15 protein-coding genes are annotated in these 17,431 nt (G+C 29.9%); all 15 read left to right on the forward strand.

Annotated elements, in window-relative coordinates:
- Positions 1 to 68 precede the first annotated feature (68 nt).
- Complete coding sequence (locus tag CHB63_RS12215) at positions 69 to 3,758, forward strand: efflux RND transporter permease subunit (RefSeq protein WP_089378760.1); 3,690 nt, start codon at positions 69 to 71, stop codon at positions 3,756 to 3,758.
- Positions 3,748 to 4,968 (forward strand): TolC family protein, encoded by a 1,221-nt coding sequence (locus tag CHB63_RS12220; protein ID WP_089378761.1) that lies wholly within the window; start codon positions 3,748 to 3,750, stop codon positions 4,966 to 4,968. Before CHB63_RS12215 ends, CHB63_RS12220 begins: the two co-directional genes overlap by 11 nt.
- Positions 4,969 to 4,979: 11 nt before the next feature.
- Positions 4,980 to 6,755, forward strand: a complete 1,776-nt coding sequence (locus CHB63_RS12225) for an efflux RND transporter periplasmic adaptor subunit (protein WP_089378762.1) — start codon at positions 4,980 to 4,982, stop codon at positions 6,753 to 6,755.
- A gap of 72 nt (positions 6,756 to 6,827) precedes the next feature.
- Positions 6,828 to 7,397, forward strand: coding sequence for a helix-turn-helix domain-containing protein (locus CHB63_RS12230; RefSeq protein ID WP_162880010.1), 570 nt, complete (start codon positions 6,828 to 6,830; stop codon positions 7,395 to 7,397).
- Between the two features lie 80 nt (positions 7,398 to 7,477).
- Positions 7,478 to 7,945, forward strand: coding sequence for a heavy metal-binding domain-containing protein (locus tag CHB63_RS17425; RefSeq protein ID WP_089378764.1), 468 nt, complete (start codon positions 7,478 to 7,480; stop codon positions 7,943 to 7,945).
- A gap of 114 nt (positions 7,946 to 8,059) precedes the next feature.
- On the forward strand, positions 8,060 to 8,482 hold the full coding sequence (locus tag CHB63_RS12240) for a hypothetical protein (RefSeq protein WP_089378765.1): 423 nt from the start codon (positions 8,060 to 8,062) through the stop codon (positions 8,480 to 8,482).
- 169 nt (positions 8,483 to 8,651) lie between these two features.
- Complete coding sequence (locus tag CHB63_RS12245) at positions 8,652 to 11,147, forward strand: heavy metal translocating P-type ATPase (RefSeq protein WP_089378766.1); 2,496 nt, start codon at positions 8,652 to 8,654, stop codon at positions 11,145 to 11,147.
- A gap of 27 nt (positions 11,148 to 11,174) precedes the next feature.
- A complete protein-coding gene (locus CHB63_RS12250; protein WP_089378767.1) occupies positions 11,175 to 11,978 on the forward strand; it encodes an AlbA family DNA-binding domain-containing protein in 804 nt (267 codons plus the stop codon).
- 40 nt (positions 11,979 to 12,018) lie between these two features.
- Positions 12,019 to 12,630 carry a DUF3347 domain-containing protein gene (locus tag CHB63_RS12255; RefSeq protein ID WP_089378768.1) on the forward strand — a complete coding sequence of 204 codons (612 nt, stop codon included), beginning with the start codon at positions 12,019 to 12,021 and terminating at the stop codon, positions 12,628 to 12,630.
- Between the two features lie 17 nt (positions 12,631 to 12,647).
- Positions 12,648 to 13,082 carry a heme-binding domain-containing protein gene (locus CHB63_RS12260; protein ID WP_089378946.1) on the forward strand — a complete coding sequence of 145 codons (435 nt, stop codon included), beginning with the start codon at positions 12,648 to 12,650 and terminating at the stop codon, positions 13,080 to 13,082.
- Complete coding sequence (locus CHB63_RS12265; protein WP_089378769.1) at positions 13,079 to 13,777, forward strand: PepSY domain-containing protein; 699 nt, start codon at positions 13,079 to 13,081, stop codon at positions 13,775 to 13,777. Before CHB63_RS12260 ends, CHB63_RS12265 begins: the two co-directional genes overlap by 4 nt.
- Positions 13,774 to 14,232 carry a hypothetical protein gene (locus CHB63_RS12270; RefSeq protein WP_089378770.1) on the forward strand — a complete coding sequence of 153 codons (459 nt, stop codon included), beginning with the start codon at positions 13,774 to 13,776 and terminating at the stop codon, positions 14,230 to 14,232. Before CHB63_RS12265 ends, CHB63_RS12270 begins: the two co-directional genes overlap by 4 nt.
- Positions 14,233 to 14,340: 108 nt before the next feature.
- Positions 14,341 to 15,681 carry a LuxR C-terminal-related transcriptional regulator gene (locus CHB63_RS17340; RefSeq protein ID WP_245856949.1) on the forward strand — a complete coding sequence of 447 codons (1,341 nt, stop codon included), beginning with the start codon at positions 14,341 to 14,343 and terminating at the stop codon, positions 15,679 to 15,681.
- Between the two features lie 190 nt (positions 15,682 to 15,871).
- Positions 15,872 to 16,264 carry a c-type cytochrome gene (locus CHB63_RS12280; protein ID WP_089378772.1) on the forward strand — a complete coding sequence of 131 codons (393 nt, stop codon included), beginning with the start codon at positions 15,872 to 15,874 and terminating at the stop codon, positions 16,262 to 16,264.
- A 5-nt stretch (positions 16,265 to 16,269) separates the two neighbouring features.
- Positions 16,270 to 17,418 (forward strand): hypothetical protein, encoded by a 1,149-nt coding sequence (locus tag CHB63_RS12285; RefSeq protein WP_089378773.1) that lies wholly within the window; start codon positions 16,270 to 16,272, stop codon positions 17,416 to 17,418.
- The last annotated feature ends 13 nt before the right edge of the window (positions 17,419 to 17,431 follow it).

The raw sequence follows: 17,431 nt of genomic DNA on the forward strand, positions 1-17,431 counted from the left end.
GTTAACGTATGTTTTAGTTTTTTAACGAAATCTAAAATGTTATTTAAAACATATCAATACATATAAAAATGTTAAATAAAAGCATTAAATTTTTAATAGAAAATAAATTAGTAGCAGTATTATTATTGTTGCTATTCATTGGATGGGGAGTTTCAACAGCTCCATTTGATTGGAATACCGGAAGTATTCCAAGAAACCCAGTGGCAGTTGATGCCATTCCAGATATTGGAGAAAATCAACAAATAGTTTTTACTAAATGGAGCGGAAGATCTCCACAAGATATTGAAGATCAAATTACCTACCCACTTACAACCTCCTTATTGGGAATTCCAGGTGTTAAAACAATTAGAAGTTCTTCTATGTTTGGTTTTTCCAGTATATATATCATTTTTGAAGAAGATATAGAATTTTACTGGAGTCGTAGTCGAATTTTAGAAAAATTAAACTCTCTTCCAAGTGGATTACTTCCTAATGATGTTCAACCAGCATTAGGTCCAGACGCAACTGGTTTGGGACAAATTTACTGGTACACTTTAGAAGGAAGAGATGAACAAGGAAATGTAACTGGTGGCTGGGATTTACACGAATTACGAAGCATACAAGATTATTATGTGAAATATGCGCTTTCTTCAGCTTCGGGAGTTTCTGAAGTTGCTTCTATTGGTGGTTACGTGCAAGAATATCAAATAGATGTAGATCCAGACATTTTAAAGGAATATAATATTTCATTAGAACAAGTGGTAAATGCCGCTCGAAATTCTAATAAAGATATTGGAGCGAAAACTATTGAAATTAACCAAGCTGAATATTTAGTGCGTGGTTTAGGTTATATAAAAACTGTTGAAGATATAGAAAACGCAGTGGTAACCTCCAATGATTTTACTTCCATTTTAATAAAAGATGTAGCGAATGTTACGTTGGGACCAGCAGAACGACGAGGAATTTTAGACAAAGAAGGTGCCGAAGTTGTTGGAGGTGTTGTGGTAGCACGTTATGGTGCAAATCCAATGGAAGTTATTACCAATGTAAAAAAACAAATAGCTGATATAAGCACAGGTTTACCTTCAAAAGTGTTAAAAGATGGTCGTACATCACAAGTTACTATTGTTCCTTTTTACGATAGAACCGAACTAATTCAGGAAACATTAAACACTTTAGATGAAGCATTAACCTTAGAGATTTTAATTACCATTTTGGTAATTATTGTAATGGTTTTTAACCTTAGGGCTTCCGTTTTAATTTCTGGATTATTGCCCATTGCAGTTTTAATGGTTTTTATTTCAATGAAATTATTTAATGTTGATGCTAACATTGTAGCGCTGTCAGGTATTGCGATTGCAATTGGGACAATGGTAGATGTTGGGGTCATCTTATCTGAAAATGTTATAAGGCATATGGATGAGGATAAAGACAATTTACCTATAAATAAAGTTGTATATAATGCAACTGCTGAAGTATCAGGTGCGATTATTACTGCAGTAATGACCACTATTATAAGTTTTGTTCCAGTATTTACTATGATAGGTGCTGAAGGTAAACTATTTCGACCATTGGCTTTTACAAAAACAATGGCGTTAACTTCAGCTTTAATTGTAGCTTTATTTTTAATTCCACCTTTTGCAGCTTGGTTGTTTGGATGGAAACCATCTTTGAAAAAAGGAAAATATATTGGTAGTATCGGATTAATTATAGCCGGTATTGTTGGTGTTGTTGGAGGTTATTATGTAGCATTCTTATTAATAGCTTTCGGCGTTTCTAGTATTTTAAAAATAAAAGAAATTCTTACCGAAGAAAAAGCAAACTACTTAAATATTACAATATCGGCCATAACTATTATTGCATTACTAAGTGTGTATTGGAGACCTTTAGGAGTTGATAATTCTATATTCACAAATCTAGTTTTTGTAGGCGTAATTTGTTTTGGATTGCTTGGTGTTTTTACATTGTTTAGAAGAAGTTATGTGAAAATTTTAAACTGGGCTTTAAATAACAAAATTTTGTTTTTAAGCGTTCCAACCATCATTATTGTATTTGGTGTAAGTGTATGGAAAAATACAGGAAAAGAATTTATGCCGGCATTAAATGAAGGTTCATTTTTATTAATGCCAACTTCTATGCCGCATTCAGGAATTGCAGAAAACAAACGTATTTTGCAACAATTAGATATGGCTGTGGCAACCATTCCAGAAATTAAAACAGTGGTTGGTAAATCGGGTAGAATAGAAAGTGCCTTAGATCCAGCACCATTATCTATGTATGAGAATGTAATAATTTATAAGCCAGAATATAAATTAGATGAAGATGGAAAACGGATTAAGTTTAAAGTTAATGAAAATGATTTGTTTGAAACTAAAGCAGGAAACTTCATTCCTTCTGGAACCAAAACTGAAACCACCAATTTAATTGAAGATTCAGATGGTGAATATTATAGAAACTGGCGTAAACAAATAAAATCTGCTGATGATATCTGGAATGAAATAGTTCGGGTTACAAAATTACCTGGTGTTACTTCAGCTCCTAAATTACAACCAATAGAAACTCGTTTGGTGATGCTTCAAACTGGAATGCGGGCACCTATGGGAATTAAAGTAAAAGGTCAAAATTTAGCACAAATCGAAGCTTTTGGTTTAGAGTTGGAAAATGTTTTAAAGCAAGTTCCAGGTGTTAAAAAAGAAGCTGTTTTTGCTGATAGAATCGTAGGAAAACCGTATTTGTTATTTGATATTGATCGAGAAAAATTAGCGCGTTATGGTTTGTCTATTAACAAAGTACAAAGTATTTTGGAAGTTGCAATTGGTGGTAAATTATTAACTCAAACAGTAGAAGGAAGAGAACGTTATGGAGTTAGAGTGCGTTATCCGAGAGAAAAACGTACTAGTCCTGAAGATTTAAAGAAAATTTATGTACCTACACCTGGTGGAAATCCAATTCCATTAGCAGAATTAGTCACAATTAAATATGAGCAAGGTCCACAAGTAATTAAAAGTGAAGATACTTTTTTAGTGGGCTATGTATTATTTGATAAGATGGATGGTGAAGCTGAAGTTACCGTAGTAGAAAAAGCTCAAGCTGCCATTCAAGGGCAAATAGACAGAGGAGAATTGGTAATTCCAAAAGGGATTAATTACCAGTTTACAGGAACTTATGAAAACCAGTTAAGGGCAGAAAAAACCTTATCGGTTGTTGTTCCTTTAGCCTTGGCAATAATCTTTTTAATCTTGTATTTCCAATTTCGTTCTGTAACAACTTCATTAATGGTGTTTACAGGAATCGCCGTTGCTTTTGCGGGTGGTTTTATGATGATTTGGTTATACGGTGAAGCTTGGTTTTTAAACTTTGATGTCTTTGGCGTAAACCTTCGTCAACTTTTTCAAATGCATCCAATTAATTTAAGTGTAGCTGTTTGGGTTGGTTTTATTGCCTTGTTCGGAATTGCAACCGATGATGGAGTGGTGATGGCAACCTATTTAACTCAAACTTTTGAAAAAAATGAACCAACTACGAAACAAGAAATAAGAGCTTCTATAATTGAAGCTGGTGAAAAAAGAATTCGCCCTTGTTTAATGACAACTGCAACAACAATGCTTGCATTGTTACCAGTATTAACATCTACAGGAAGAGGATCAGATATTATGATTCCAATGGCAATTCCAAGTTTTGGAGGAATGTTAATTGCGCTTATTACTTTGTTTGTAGTGCCTGTATTATTCAGTTTTAAAAAAGAAATTTCATTAAAAAAAATAACAAATGAAAATTAATTTAATAGTTATGATTGCGTTTCTACTAACCCTAACGGTAAAAGCTCAATCGTTAAACGACTACTTACAAATAGCTTCAGAAAATAATCCTGAATTAAAAGCTATTCAGTATAAATACGAAAGTGCTTTAGAAAAAGTTGTTGAAGTAGGAAGCCTACCAAATACAACCATTTCAGTTGGCTATTTTGCGCAAGAGGTAGAAACAAGAGTTGGGGCTCAAAAAGCAAAGATTTCGGCAAGTCAAATGTTACCTTGGTTTGGAACTTTAAATGCAAAACAGGAAAGTGCACAATTTAATGCTGCTGCACAATTAAACAATTATGAATTTGCAAAAAGGAAATTGTTTTTAGATGTGAAAACTACCTATTTTGAATTGTTTGAACTCAACCAAAAAGAGCAATTGCTTGTTGAAAATATCGAAATCTTAAAAACTTTTGAAAGTTTGGCATTGAATGAGTTGGAAAACAATCGTTCAACTATGGTAGATGTTCTTAAGATTAGAATGGAAAAAAACGAGCTTTTAAATCAATTAAGTACAGTTCAAGAAAATTTGAGTGCTAAAAATATTGCATTTAATTTATTGCTCAACAGGGATGAGAAAAGTACTGTTTTAGTTGTTGAAAATGTAAATATTATATATTCAGAAGATTTTAAAAAAGAACAAATTTCAGATAATCCAAAATTGTTACAATTGGAAAATTTGAAAAATGCCTCAGAAAAATCGGAATTGGCAACTAAAAAAGAAGGCTTACCAACCATTGGTATTGGTTTAGACTATGGTTTTATTGAAAATAGAGCTGTTGAAAACCTTGCTGATAACGGAAAAGATATTGTGATGCCAATGGTAACTGTTTCTTTTCCATTGTTTTCAAAAAAATACAGTTCTAAACAAAAGCAATTACAATTAGAGCAAAAAGCAATTGAAACAACTAAAGTAAATACATACAATCAATTGCAAACCGTTTTTGAAAATGCAAAAAGCAAACTTTCTAATTCAAAGGTTTCAATTGCAACACAAATCAAAAATATTAATGAGGCAGAAAGTGCAAAAAAAGTGTTGTTAGCTGCTTATGAAACTTCAAAAATTGATTTTGAACAATTACTTGAAATTCAGCAATTACAATTAAAATTTCAATTAAAAAAAGTGATTTCAGAAAAAGAGTATGAAATTCAAAAATCAACATTAGAATTTTTAACTACAAATAATTAAAAAAAGACATAATGAAAAAATATATAATATACATAGGAATACTAGCAGTTGGGCTCTTATTAGGAAGTTTCCTTTTTGGAAGTTCTTCAACCACAGATGATGCACACAATCACGAAACAGAAGAAACTGAAAATCAAATGTGGACATGTTCAATGCATCCACAAATTATGCAGCCAGAACCAGGTGATTGCCCAATTTGTGGGATGGACTTAATTCCTGCTGAAACTTCAGCTGATGGATTAGAAGCAAACGAATTTAAAATGTCACAAAATGCATTAGCATTAGCAAATATTGAGACTACCATAATTAGTAATACCACAAATTCAGCAGGTAGTTTAACGCTTTCAGGAAAAATTAATGAAAATGAAAAAACAAATGCTATACAAACTGCACATTTTGGTGGTAGAATTGAAAAGCTATTTGTTAATACTACAGGAGAAAAGGTGAATCAAGGACAACAATTAGCACTCATTTATTCCCCTGAATTGGTTACAGCACAAAAAGAATTACTAACGGCCATAGAATCAAAAACAAAGGATTTGACACTGTACAAAGCTGTTAGAAATAAATTAAAATTATGGAAACTTTCTGAAAGTCAGATTAATAAAATTGAAGAATCTAAAGCAATTATTACCAACTTTCCAGTGTATGCAAATGTTAGTGGAATAGTTACTAAAAAAATGGTTGAAGAAGGTAATTATGTTAAGGAAGGTCAAAGCTTACTTATGATTTCAAATTTAACTACAGTTTGGGCAGATTTTGATGCTTATGAAAAGCAACTTTCAACCATAAAAAAAGGGGATGACATTACAATTACAACCAACACAAACCCAAACAAAGAGCTGAAAGCGAAAATTTCATTTATAGATCCAGTTCTAAATACTTCAACTAGAACAGTTGTGGTTAGAGCAGAATTAAATAATCGAAATGGAGAATTAAAACCTGGAATGTTTGTCAAAGGGGTGTTAGCTTCAAGTAATGTAAAAAGCAATAAAAAAACTATAATATCTGTGCCTAAATCTTCTGTTTTATGGACCGGAAAACGCTCTGTAGTTTATGTTAAAAAACAAGGTGATGAACCAATTTTTGAGTTACGAGAAGTTACTTTAGGAAACGAAATTGGTGAACATTATGAAATTTTAAATGGTTTATCTGAAAATGAAGAAATTGTTACCAACGGAACTTTTACTGTAGATGCCGCTGCACAACTTCAAGGGAAAAAAAGTATGATGAGTCCAGAAGGAGGAAGAGTAGTTACTGGTCACGAAAATCATATAGGAATGCAAGATACTGGAAATGACCAAAATGAAGAAACAGAAGTTGTTAATCGAATTAAAGTTGATTCCAAGTTTCAAGATCAATTAAGCAACTTATTTACCAGTTATTTAGCAATAAAAGATGCTTTGGTTAATGATAATACTAAACTTACACAAACCTCCGCAATAACTTTTATTGATAATCTTGAAAAGATGGATATGAAGCTTTTAAAAGATAGTAAATCTCATAATGTATGGATGCCAATTCTAGAAGTACTTAAATCCTCTTCAAACAAAATTTCAAACACAACTGAAATTAAAATTCAAAGAGAGTATTTTGTGTCGTTATCTAATAATATAATTAAATCAATTGAAACATTTGGAGTAAATAGAAAAGTGCTTAAACAATTTTGTCCAATGGCTAATAATGATAAAGGAGCTTTTTGGTTAAGCTTGGATGAAGAAATTAAGAACCCTTATTTTGGACAAGCAATGCTTAAATGTGGTAGTACAGAAGCTACAATCAAATAACGAGAATTTTAAACTACCTTTCAATTATTTGATGGGTAGTTTTAAAATAGTTTAATTAAAAAACTCATGATAATGGAACAAAAAAATATAGTTACCGTAAAAAATATGGTATGCGATCGTTGTATCAAAGTGATTAAAGATGAGTTGATTAAAAATAATATAATGTTTGAACTAATTGAATTAGGCAAAATTCATTTCGAAATTAACCTTTCAACAAATGAATTAAAAACGCTTAAGACAATTTTAGAGAAAGAGGGTTTTGAAATAGTTGAAGAATCAGATTTAAAAATAGTAAATCAAATTAAAACATTAATTATTGAGAATATCTTTCACAAAAGGCACAAATTGTTCAATGAAAATTATTCAACATTCCTATCTTCAAATTTAAAAATAGAATATGGTCAGTTAAGTAGGATATTTTCTGAATTAGAAAAACGAACAATTGAAAACTACATTATTCAACAGAAAATAGAAAGAGTGAAAGAATTAATTTTTTACAATGAGCTAACGATAAGTCAAATTTCATATGAATTAAATTATAGCAGTCCTCAACATCTATCTCGTCAATTTAAAAAAATTACAGGAATCACGCCTACACAATATAAAAATATAGGATCTCGAGGGAAATTAGATACAATTTAAACATAATTATGCACAACTAAATTATGAAATCTATAGACCTTTATAGTATATAAATAAACAAATAATTAAAAATAAAAATAATGAAAACAAAAATTTTAATAATGGTATTTGTAATTGGATTGTTTGGAGTATCAACAATGAATGCTCAAAAGGATCATTCTAAAATGAAAAAAGATTCAACAAAAATGAAAATGGATCATTCTAAAATGGATCATTCTAAAATGGATCATTCTAAAATGGATCATTCTAAAATGGATCATTCTAAAATGGATCATTCTAAAATGATGGTGAAAAATGTTTATACCTGTCCAATGCACGCAGATGTTAAAATGGAAAAACCGGGTGATTGCCCTAAATGCGGAATGAAACTTAAAAAAATGGAAATGAAAATGGATCATTCTAAAATGAAAACTTCTTATACATGTTCGATGCATCCAGAAATAAATTCAGAAAAACCAGGGAAATGTCCTAAATGTAAAATGGATCTTATTGAGAAAAAAACAGAAATGAAGAAAACAGAAAAAGACCATAAAGAGCACAAACATTAGTAAAAGTCCTGACGCTAAGAAAGAGGAGTGTAAAATATATTGATTTATTTGATTGATTTTTCTTAATATATAATTCCTTTTTCTTGCCCAGGCACAATTTAAATTCATAAAATTATGAAAACAAAAATATTAATTATAAGTTTATTTCTTATTGGTTTTATAGTAAGTAGTTGCAATAATCAAACAAAACAAAAGGAAGTAACTAAAGGAGAAAATAAAATTGAGGTTTCTGAAGAAACACTTTCAAATGCTGCAGAGGTTGCTAAAATTGAGTCGAACAAAGTATGTTATGTAAATAACAAATATATGGGGATAGATCAAATACCAGTTGAATTTGAAAATAAGACCTATTATGGATGTTGCGAAGGATGTGTAGTGAAATTAAAAACAATGAGAGAAACTCGTTACGCTAAAGACCCTTTCACAGGAAATGAAGTTGATAAAGCAATGGCTTTTATTGTTTTGAGTCCTACTGGAAATAACGACGTTCTTTATTTTGAATCTCTACAAACCTATAAAGATTTTATAAAATCTTAAACCCTCTCATTGGTTTTTTTTTAGTTCTGAACAAAAGAAAGGGGAATACTATTTTATCTTTTTAAAATTTGTTTCATAGCGGTATTCCTTTTTCTGTTCAGAAATTTTTATAGATTCTTTACCTCTTCATCTCAAGACATTTTAACTACTACTATAAAATTATATAAAAATGAAGCACACATACCATATTTTCGGAATGACTTGCAGTGGTTGCAAAATCAATGTTGAAACAGCTTTGAATAATTTAAAGGAAATAACAAAAGTAACTGCTGATTTAAAAGAAGGTGAAGTTGCTATTGAAATGACATCACATATTTCATTGGAAAAATTACAAGAAACATTATTAAAAGCAGGTTTACACTATACAATTTCAAATATTGGAGACACCAATACATCTCAGAAAAATCAGAAACCCAATAATCTCAATCAACCTAAAGAGGGTAATGGAATTTTTTATTGTCCAATGCAATGTGAAGGTAACAAAACGTATGATAAACAAGGTAGCTGCCCTAAATGTGGAATGGACTTAGTTGAGCAACCTAAATTAATTCAAGCAACTAAATATACCTGTCCAATGCACCCTGAAGTAATTCAAGATTCACCAGGTTCCTGCCCTAAATGCGGAATGGATTTAGTTCCAATGGAACCGGATGAAAGTGAAGAATTAAAAACGTATAGATCCTTAGCTAAAAAGATGAAAATTTCAGCTTTTTTAGCAATTCCAGTACTTTTAATTTCAATGTTAGCACATTTACCTGAAAATCCATTGTTACAAATTACATCACAATATAACTGGGATTGGGTTCAATTTATATTAACAATCCCTATTGTATTTTATACCTGTTGGATGTTTTTTGTGCGTTGCTGGAAATCAATAATCACTTGGAATTTAAATATGTTTACTTTAGTTGGTATTGGAACGGGTGCTGCATTTCTGTTTAGTATAGTTGGTTTATTATTTCCTGAGGTTTTTCCAAACGAATTTAAAGGCTCATCGGGTGATGTAAGTATGTATTTTGAAGCTACAGCGGTTATTCTTGCTTTAGTTTTACTTGGACAATTGTTGGAGGCAAAGGCGCATAGCCAAACAAGTGGTGCCATTAAAGAACTACTGAAACTAGCACCTTCTGAAGCAACTTTAGTTGTTGATGGTGAAGATAAAGTTGTTGCGATTAACGCAATTAAAAAAGACGATCTACTACGTGTGAAACCTGGGGAAAAAATACCCGTTGATGGTGTTATTTCAGAAGGGAATAGTAGTATAGATGAATCTATGATAACTGGTGAACCTATCCCAGTCGATAAAAAAGAAGGCGATACCGTAAGTTCAGGAACAATTAATGGTACTAAATCATTTGTAATGAAAGCTGTTAAAGTTGGCTCTGAAACGCTCTTAGCTCAAATAATACAAATGGTAAGTGATGCAAGTAGATCAAGAGCGCCAATTCAAAAATTAGCCGACACCATCTCAAAATACTTTGTACCTATTGTAGTCCTTATATCAATAATTACTTTTATTATTTGGGCTAATTTTGGACCAGATCCAGCATTGGTTTATGCTTTTGTAAATGCAGTAGCAGTGTTAATTATTGCGTGTCCTTGTGCCTTGGGTTTAGCAACACCAATGTCTGTTATGGTCGGAGTAGGTAAAGGTGCTCAAAATGGTATTTTAATTAAAAATGCTGAAGCTTTAGAATTAATGAATAAAGTAAATGTATTAATTACCGATAAAACAGGAACTTTAACTGAAGGAAAACCATCAGTTGAAAAAGTATTTGCTATTGAAGGTGAAGCAACTGATTTAGTATGTAAAATTGGCTCGTTAAATCAATATAGCGAACATCCTTTAGCAAAGGCTATAGTTGAATATGCTAAACAAAACGAATTCAAATTTTCAAAAGTTTCAAATTTTGAAGCAATAACAGGGATGGGAATCACAGGTACTGTTAACAAAGCTAAAGTTGCTGTAGGTAATGAAAAGTTAATGATAAAACTAAATACAACAGTACCATCAACTTTAAAAAAGGAAATATTAGTTGAACAAAAATTAGGTAAAACGGTCTCATACATTGCTGTTAATAATATTGCATTGGGTTATGTAAGTATTTCTGATGCTATAAAAACAACCAGCAAAGAAGCAGTAAATGAACTAATGAAGAAAGGTGTTGATGTTATTATGCTAACTGGGGATAATGCAAATACAGCAAAAGCAGTGGCAGATGAATTACACCTAAGTAATTTCAAAGCAAGCTGTTTACCCGAAGATAAATTAGAGTTTATTAAAAAATTACAAGCAGAAGGAAAAATTGTAGCAATGGCAGGTGACGGAATTAACGACGCTCCTGCGCTAGCTCAAGCCAATGTTGGTATTGCTATGGGAACAGGTACCGATGTTGCTATTGAAAGTTCTGAAATTACTTTAATCAAAGGCGACTTAAAAGGAATTGTGAAAGCTAAAAATTTGAGTCAAGAAGTAATGAAAAACATTAAACAAAACTTGTTCTTTTCTTTTGCGTACAATGTGCTTGGTGTACCTGTAGCTGCTGGATTATTATTCCCAGTATTTGGTATTTTACTTTCGCCAATTATTGCAGCATTGGCAATGAGTTTTAGCTCTGTTTCAGTAATAGTTAATTCACTAAGGTTAAGAACCGCAAAACTCTAAACAATTTTAAGTTTACCGAAATAAGTTATGATAGCAGTTAGTGCAAATAGAAATAAAGTAGCTAAAAACAAAACCATCCTAATTCATATCATTTTAGGTGTAGTTGTTTTTTATTTCATTTTTCACCCTATAACTATGGTTTTATATTGGTACGAATTTAACAAGGAACCTATTACAACAAAATCATTTTTTGAAGTTTTAAGTCATAGAACACTCCACTCTTTTTCATATAAAATGTTAAATATGTCACTGGCATTCATAATAATGGGAGGTGCTATTGGAGCTGTATTTGGAATGTATCGTATTAAAACTAAAAAACTAAACAAACATTTAAGTCTACTCAAAAAAGATTTAATTAATTTAATAAATCAAGGAGAAAACCAATTTCTAGAGTTTAAATCATCTATTCGTTTTGATTATCAGCTAAAAAAAGTGAATGTTGATCTTGAAACGGTAATTGCAAAAACCATTGTTGGTTTTATGAATGCAAAAGGTGGTAAATTAATTATTGGTATTAATGACAAAGGTCAAGTATTAGGTTTAGAAAATGATTATAATACACTAAAATTAAAAAATATAGATGGTTTTGAGCAAAAAATATATCAAATCATTTCAAAATTTATAGGGAAAGAATACTGTGCTTATATAACTGTGTTTTTTCAGGAAATTGAAAAAAATTCTATTTGTATTGTCGATGTCGAAAAAACTAAAGAACCTGCCTATGTTATAACAGGTTCAAATACTACTTTTTATTTAAGAACAGGTAATTCAACAAGACCACTTAGTATAAAAGAAGCCATCCATTTTATAAATATGGAGAGAGAAATTTAAAAGAAAAATAATTTAAATACTAATTTTAAAATCAAAACAAATGAAAAAAACAATCTACGTAATAGCATTTTCAATATTATTTTTAAGTGCTTGTAAAAACGACAAAAAACAAACCGAATCACATGATGCCTCAATGGAAGAAACTAACATGCATCAGCAAGACGAACATAGTTCAATGGATAACTCGTCAATGCAAGGAGATCTAAAAAGTACAACCGAAAAAAATAGCAGTAGTTCTGAAATAATAGATGCGTATTTACAGTTAAAAAATGCATTAACCGAAGATAGCAAAGACAAAGCTGCTGAAGCAGGAAATAAAATACTTACTGCTTTTTCAAATTTTGATATGACCAAATTGTCTGATGAACAACACATGACCTATATGGAAATTATGGAAAACTCGAAAGAACATGCGGAACATATTATTAAAAGTCCAATTGATCACCAACGGGAACATTTTGAAGAATTAAGTAAAGATGTTAACGACCTAATAGAATTAATTGGCACAGATAAAACATTATATGTAGATTTTTGTCCTATGTACAATAACAATAAAGGAGCAATGTGGTTAAGTGAAACCGAAACAATCAAAAATCCATATTTAGGTAGTAATATGCCAACTTGTGGCAATATTCAAAAGAAAATAAATTAGTGAAACATCTTAAAAAAATGTTGTTTTTTTTCCTGATTGTATTTGTGGGTATCCAATTGGTACCCACAAATCACAATCAAAGTTCTGTAATTTCAAAAACAGAATTCAATAATTATATTGTTGTTCCTAAAAATATTCAAAATATTCTTAAAAACTCATGTTACGACTGTCATAGCAATAACACCAATTATCCTTGGTATAATAAAATTCAACCAGCAAGTTGGTTTTTAGAAAAACACATAAACGAAGGTAAGAAAGAACTCAACTTTAGCACTTTTGGTGACTATTCGAAACGTAAACAAAAAAGTAAATTAAAATCAATAATCAATCAAATTAGAGATGATAAAATGCCTTTAAAATCCTATACCTTAATACATCGTAATACTAAATTAAATGAGTTACAAAAAAAGGATGTTATTGAATGGTTCACAAAAATAAAAGATAGTGTATAAATGAAAAAAAAAAGATTAGAAAAATTCACAGATATTTAGGGATATTTATAGGGTTACAATTTATAATGTGGACAGTAAGTGGTTTGTATTTTAGTTGGACCGATATTGACCAAATACACGGCGATAATTTTAGAAATCTTAACTACAAACCAAAGTCATTTAACAAGTTAATCAGCCCTTCAAAATTAAATATAGTATCAGGTGTAAATTCAATTGAATTAAAAGAAATTGATAACCAACCGTTTTATTGGATAAATAAAAATAGTTTATATAATGCTACAACAGGTCATCTTAAAAATGGTATTACTGAGAATGAGGCATTATCCATTGCAAAAAAGCATATGTTAAAAAAGCTAATTGTTAAAGATATAAAGTTAATAACACAAACTGATAAACACCACGAATATAGAGAAAAACTATTACCTGCTTATGTAATTTCATACAACCACAAAGAAAACATAAAAGCGTATGTTTCGATTAGTGATGGAAGTTTTCAAACAGTTCGTCATAGAAATTGGAGATGGTTTGATTTTTTGTGGATGACACATACTATGGATTATCAAGGAAGAGATAATTTTAATACCATTGTTTTAAGAGTGTTTTCTTTATTAGGACTTTTAACCGTTTTAAGTGGTTTCGTTTTATGGTTTACATCTTCTAAAACTATTAGAAAATTAATAAAAAACAAAAAATGAATAAATTAAATATAATCTTATTTCTGTTACTTTTTACGGTGATAAAAAGTAGTGGGCAAAATATAATTAACACCAATGTTGTTGACTTAAAAGACTTTAAAATAACAATGGTTCTGGAATCGTATTCTTGTGATATACATCCCAACAAATTAGCATATGAAAATGGTAATTGTATTGTATGTGGTAAAGAATTAATTAGAAATAAAAAAATCAAATTCAATCTAATTGATAATACCTTGGACTTATCTCAGCTAACGGGTAGAATAATTGTAATTTTTAAAGACGGAACACAAAAGGTTAGTAAATTAAACATTGAAGATGATTTTTTATGGGTAAAATTAGGAGTCAATAGCCTTAATAATTTTCAACAAGCAGTGTTGAAACTTAAAAACAATAATAATAAATATAAAGTCATTTTTGGAAATCAAATAGTGCATCAAGGTCATCATCATTAAAAATAATTTAAACTTATAATAATTACAAAAGGTAATTCATATAAAATATAAAATATGCTAAAGTTGTTTAAAACTTTAAAAATTAATTTAACAATATTCCAAAAATTATTGATTGGAATAATAGCATTACTTATTCTTAATATTATAGTTGCTTATGTTGGAATTATAAGTGCAAATAAACTTGAAGAAACATCTAATATTTTATTAAAAGAATCTAATAAAAATAGCAATCTTCAAAACTTAAAATTAAATTTTAATGAACTCTTAATGCCGGCAAATGATTATCTTATTCACGGTAATAAAGTTGAAATTTTAAACTTCAAAAAGCTAGATGATATTGTAAAAATTCAACTTAAAAAATCAATAACTTTTGAGGACAATCATTTTAATGAACATTTTTTAGAAGAAATTGAAGACATTTTATTTGAGGTTGAAAAGTTAAGTAATTCCATATTTGAATTGGAAGAGCCTATTGGTAACAATGAAGGTGCTATTATGATGGAAGTTATGGATAGAATTGTTTTAGATGCGCAAAAAAAGATTGATGTTTTAATAGCCTCATCATCTTCATTAGTTAGTTCATACACATCCAATAACCAAATTACAAATACTAATGCAACTAGAATAATTATTAGTGTATTATGTATAATAATTATTTTTTTATTAGTTGGGGGCTATTATTATGTGAAAGAAATTATTAGGCCAATAAAAAATTTAACTTCAATTGCTCAAAAAGTTACTTCAGTAAATTCAAAATCAGATTTAAAAAAAATACCTACCAAAAATGATGAAATTGAAAACTTTTCAAATTTATTTAATAATATGGTTAGTGTTTTATCTGATAATACAGTTTCTAAAGACTATATGAATAGTGTTCTTCATAAAATAAAAGAATCATTGATAATTACTAATCTTGAGGGAAAAATTATCATTGTCAATAAATCTACATTAGAACTGCTAAAATATGCTGAAAACGAACTTATTGGAAAATCAATTAATAAGGTTCTTTTAGGTGAAAAAAAAATTGAACCTATAACAACAGAAAATGAAGCTGTTCAAAATATTTTTAATACATATTTTTCAAAATCAAATGAAGCCATTCCAGTTGCCTTTTCTAAATCATTTATTTTAGATACTAATAATCAGAAAACAGGAATTCTATATTTAGCCTATAATCAATCAGAAAGAATTGATAAAAAGACTGATATTAAAAACGAAACTTTATTCGGCTACGGTAAAATAAAAATTAATGAAAAAACCCCTTTAACCAATCGAGAGATAGAAATAATAAAGCTTATAGTTAAAGATTACAGTAGTCAAGAAATAGCAGATAAACTTTTTATAAGTATAAGAACAGTTGAAACACATAGAAAAAACATTATGGTAAAATTACATGCAAAAAGCACCATTGGTTTAGTTCACTATGCGATTCAAAACAATCTAACATAACCCTCCTTTTCCTTTTTTACACCCAAACTTCTATCGCTTTCTAAAATTGACTTATTACTTCATTTTGAAGTCAATTCAAAAGTAGGGGTTATTTGGTATTTTTTATATACATCAATTTATGGGGGTAAATGGGTATAATATTAGTCTATGCAAAATATAACTTTAACAATAATAATAACCATATCAAAATATGAAAACAAAAAGCAAAATATTAGTTGCATTGCTTCTGTTTATTGGATTTATAAACGCAAAAGCTCAATCTACTTGGGTAGCACCAAAAAATGCTGATGACATTTCAAATCCTTTAAAAAACGATCAAACAGCAATTAAAAAAGGAAAAACACTTTATATGCAATTGTGTGCTGTATGTCATGGTGATAAAGGTAAAGGAGATGGAGTAGCAAGTGCATCCTTAAATCCAAAACCTGCAAATTTTATGATAGATAAATTTCACAAACAAACTGATGGGGCTGTTTTTTGGAAACTTACGGAAGGTAAACCTCCAATGGCTTCTTACAAAGAATCCCTAACGGAAACTCAACGTTGGCAATTAGTAATTTATTTAAAATCACTTAAAAAATAAAAAATATGAAAAGAATTATTTTACCATTAATAGCGATGTTTTTTGTAAGCAATTTAGTTGCTCAACAAGATTCAAAACCTAGTAAAACTCAATTTATGATAAGAGGTTATGGGAGTGCTGGATTTCAAGCACTTAATGATGAGGGAGAAAAAGAATCATCATTCAACAATGGTACTTTTGCGCCAATTATCTTATTCAAGTTTTCAGACAAATTTATGTTTGAAACTGAAATGGAATTCGCCTATGAAAATGGGGAGCTTGAAACAGCATTAGAATATGCAAACGCAATGTATACTGTAAATAAATATATAACTATTAGAGCTGGTAAGTTTCTATTACCATATGGTACATTTATGGAACGTCTTCATCCATCTTGGATTAATAAACTGTCTTCTGTTCCTTTAGGTTTTGGTCACGATGGTATAACGCCTTCTTCAGGAGTAGGTGTGGAATTAAGAGGGGCATTTATATTAAATGGTTCCAGATTTAATTATGCATTATATTCAACCAATGGTCCAACTCTTAATGATGGTAATGATGAGCCAGAAGAAGCAGGAATTTTACATTTTGATAATTATGAAGATAATAATAAAAATAAATCAGTCGGTGGAAGAATTGGATTTTTACCTTTCACTGACTCTTCAACAGAAGTTGGATTTTCATTTTTAAATGCAAAAGTCGGAGATAAAGACTCTAATTATAAAGATGTTTCATCTAATTTAATTGCATATGATTTTTCATTTGTAAAAAAAGTAAATTCTCTTGGAGGAATTATAGATATTAAAGCACAATACAATACATCTGTTACTGATGATGCTAATTATATTGAGGTGCACGAAGATGGAGATGAAGAAGAGTATACATTTGAAAATTCTAGCGATTCTTTTTATGCTCAATTAAGTTTCAAGCCTACAATGTCGGCAAGTAATTTCTTAAAAAATATTGAATTAGTTGGGCGTTATTCTGAATTAAATACACCTGAAGGTGCAGAATGGGAATCTAATGTAAACCAAACTGCATTTGGTGTAAATTATTGGCTGAGTTGGAGATCAGCAATAAAAGTAAATTATCAAATTACAGATGGCACAGGTGGTCACGGTGGTGGAAGAATAGATAACAAAATATTTACAATACAGTGGGCATTTGGCATTTAATTAATATAAAACT

Origin of the sequence: Lutibacter flavus (assembly GCF_900188355.1) — a bacterium.
Lineage (GTDB): Bacteria > Bacteroidota > Bacteroidia > Flavobacteriales > Flavobacteriaceae > Lutibacter > Lutibacter flavus.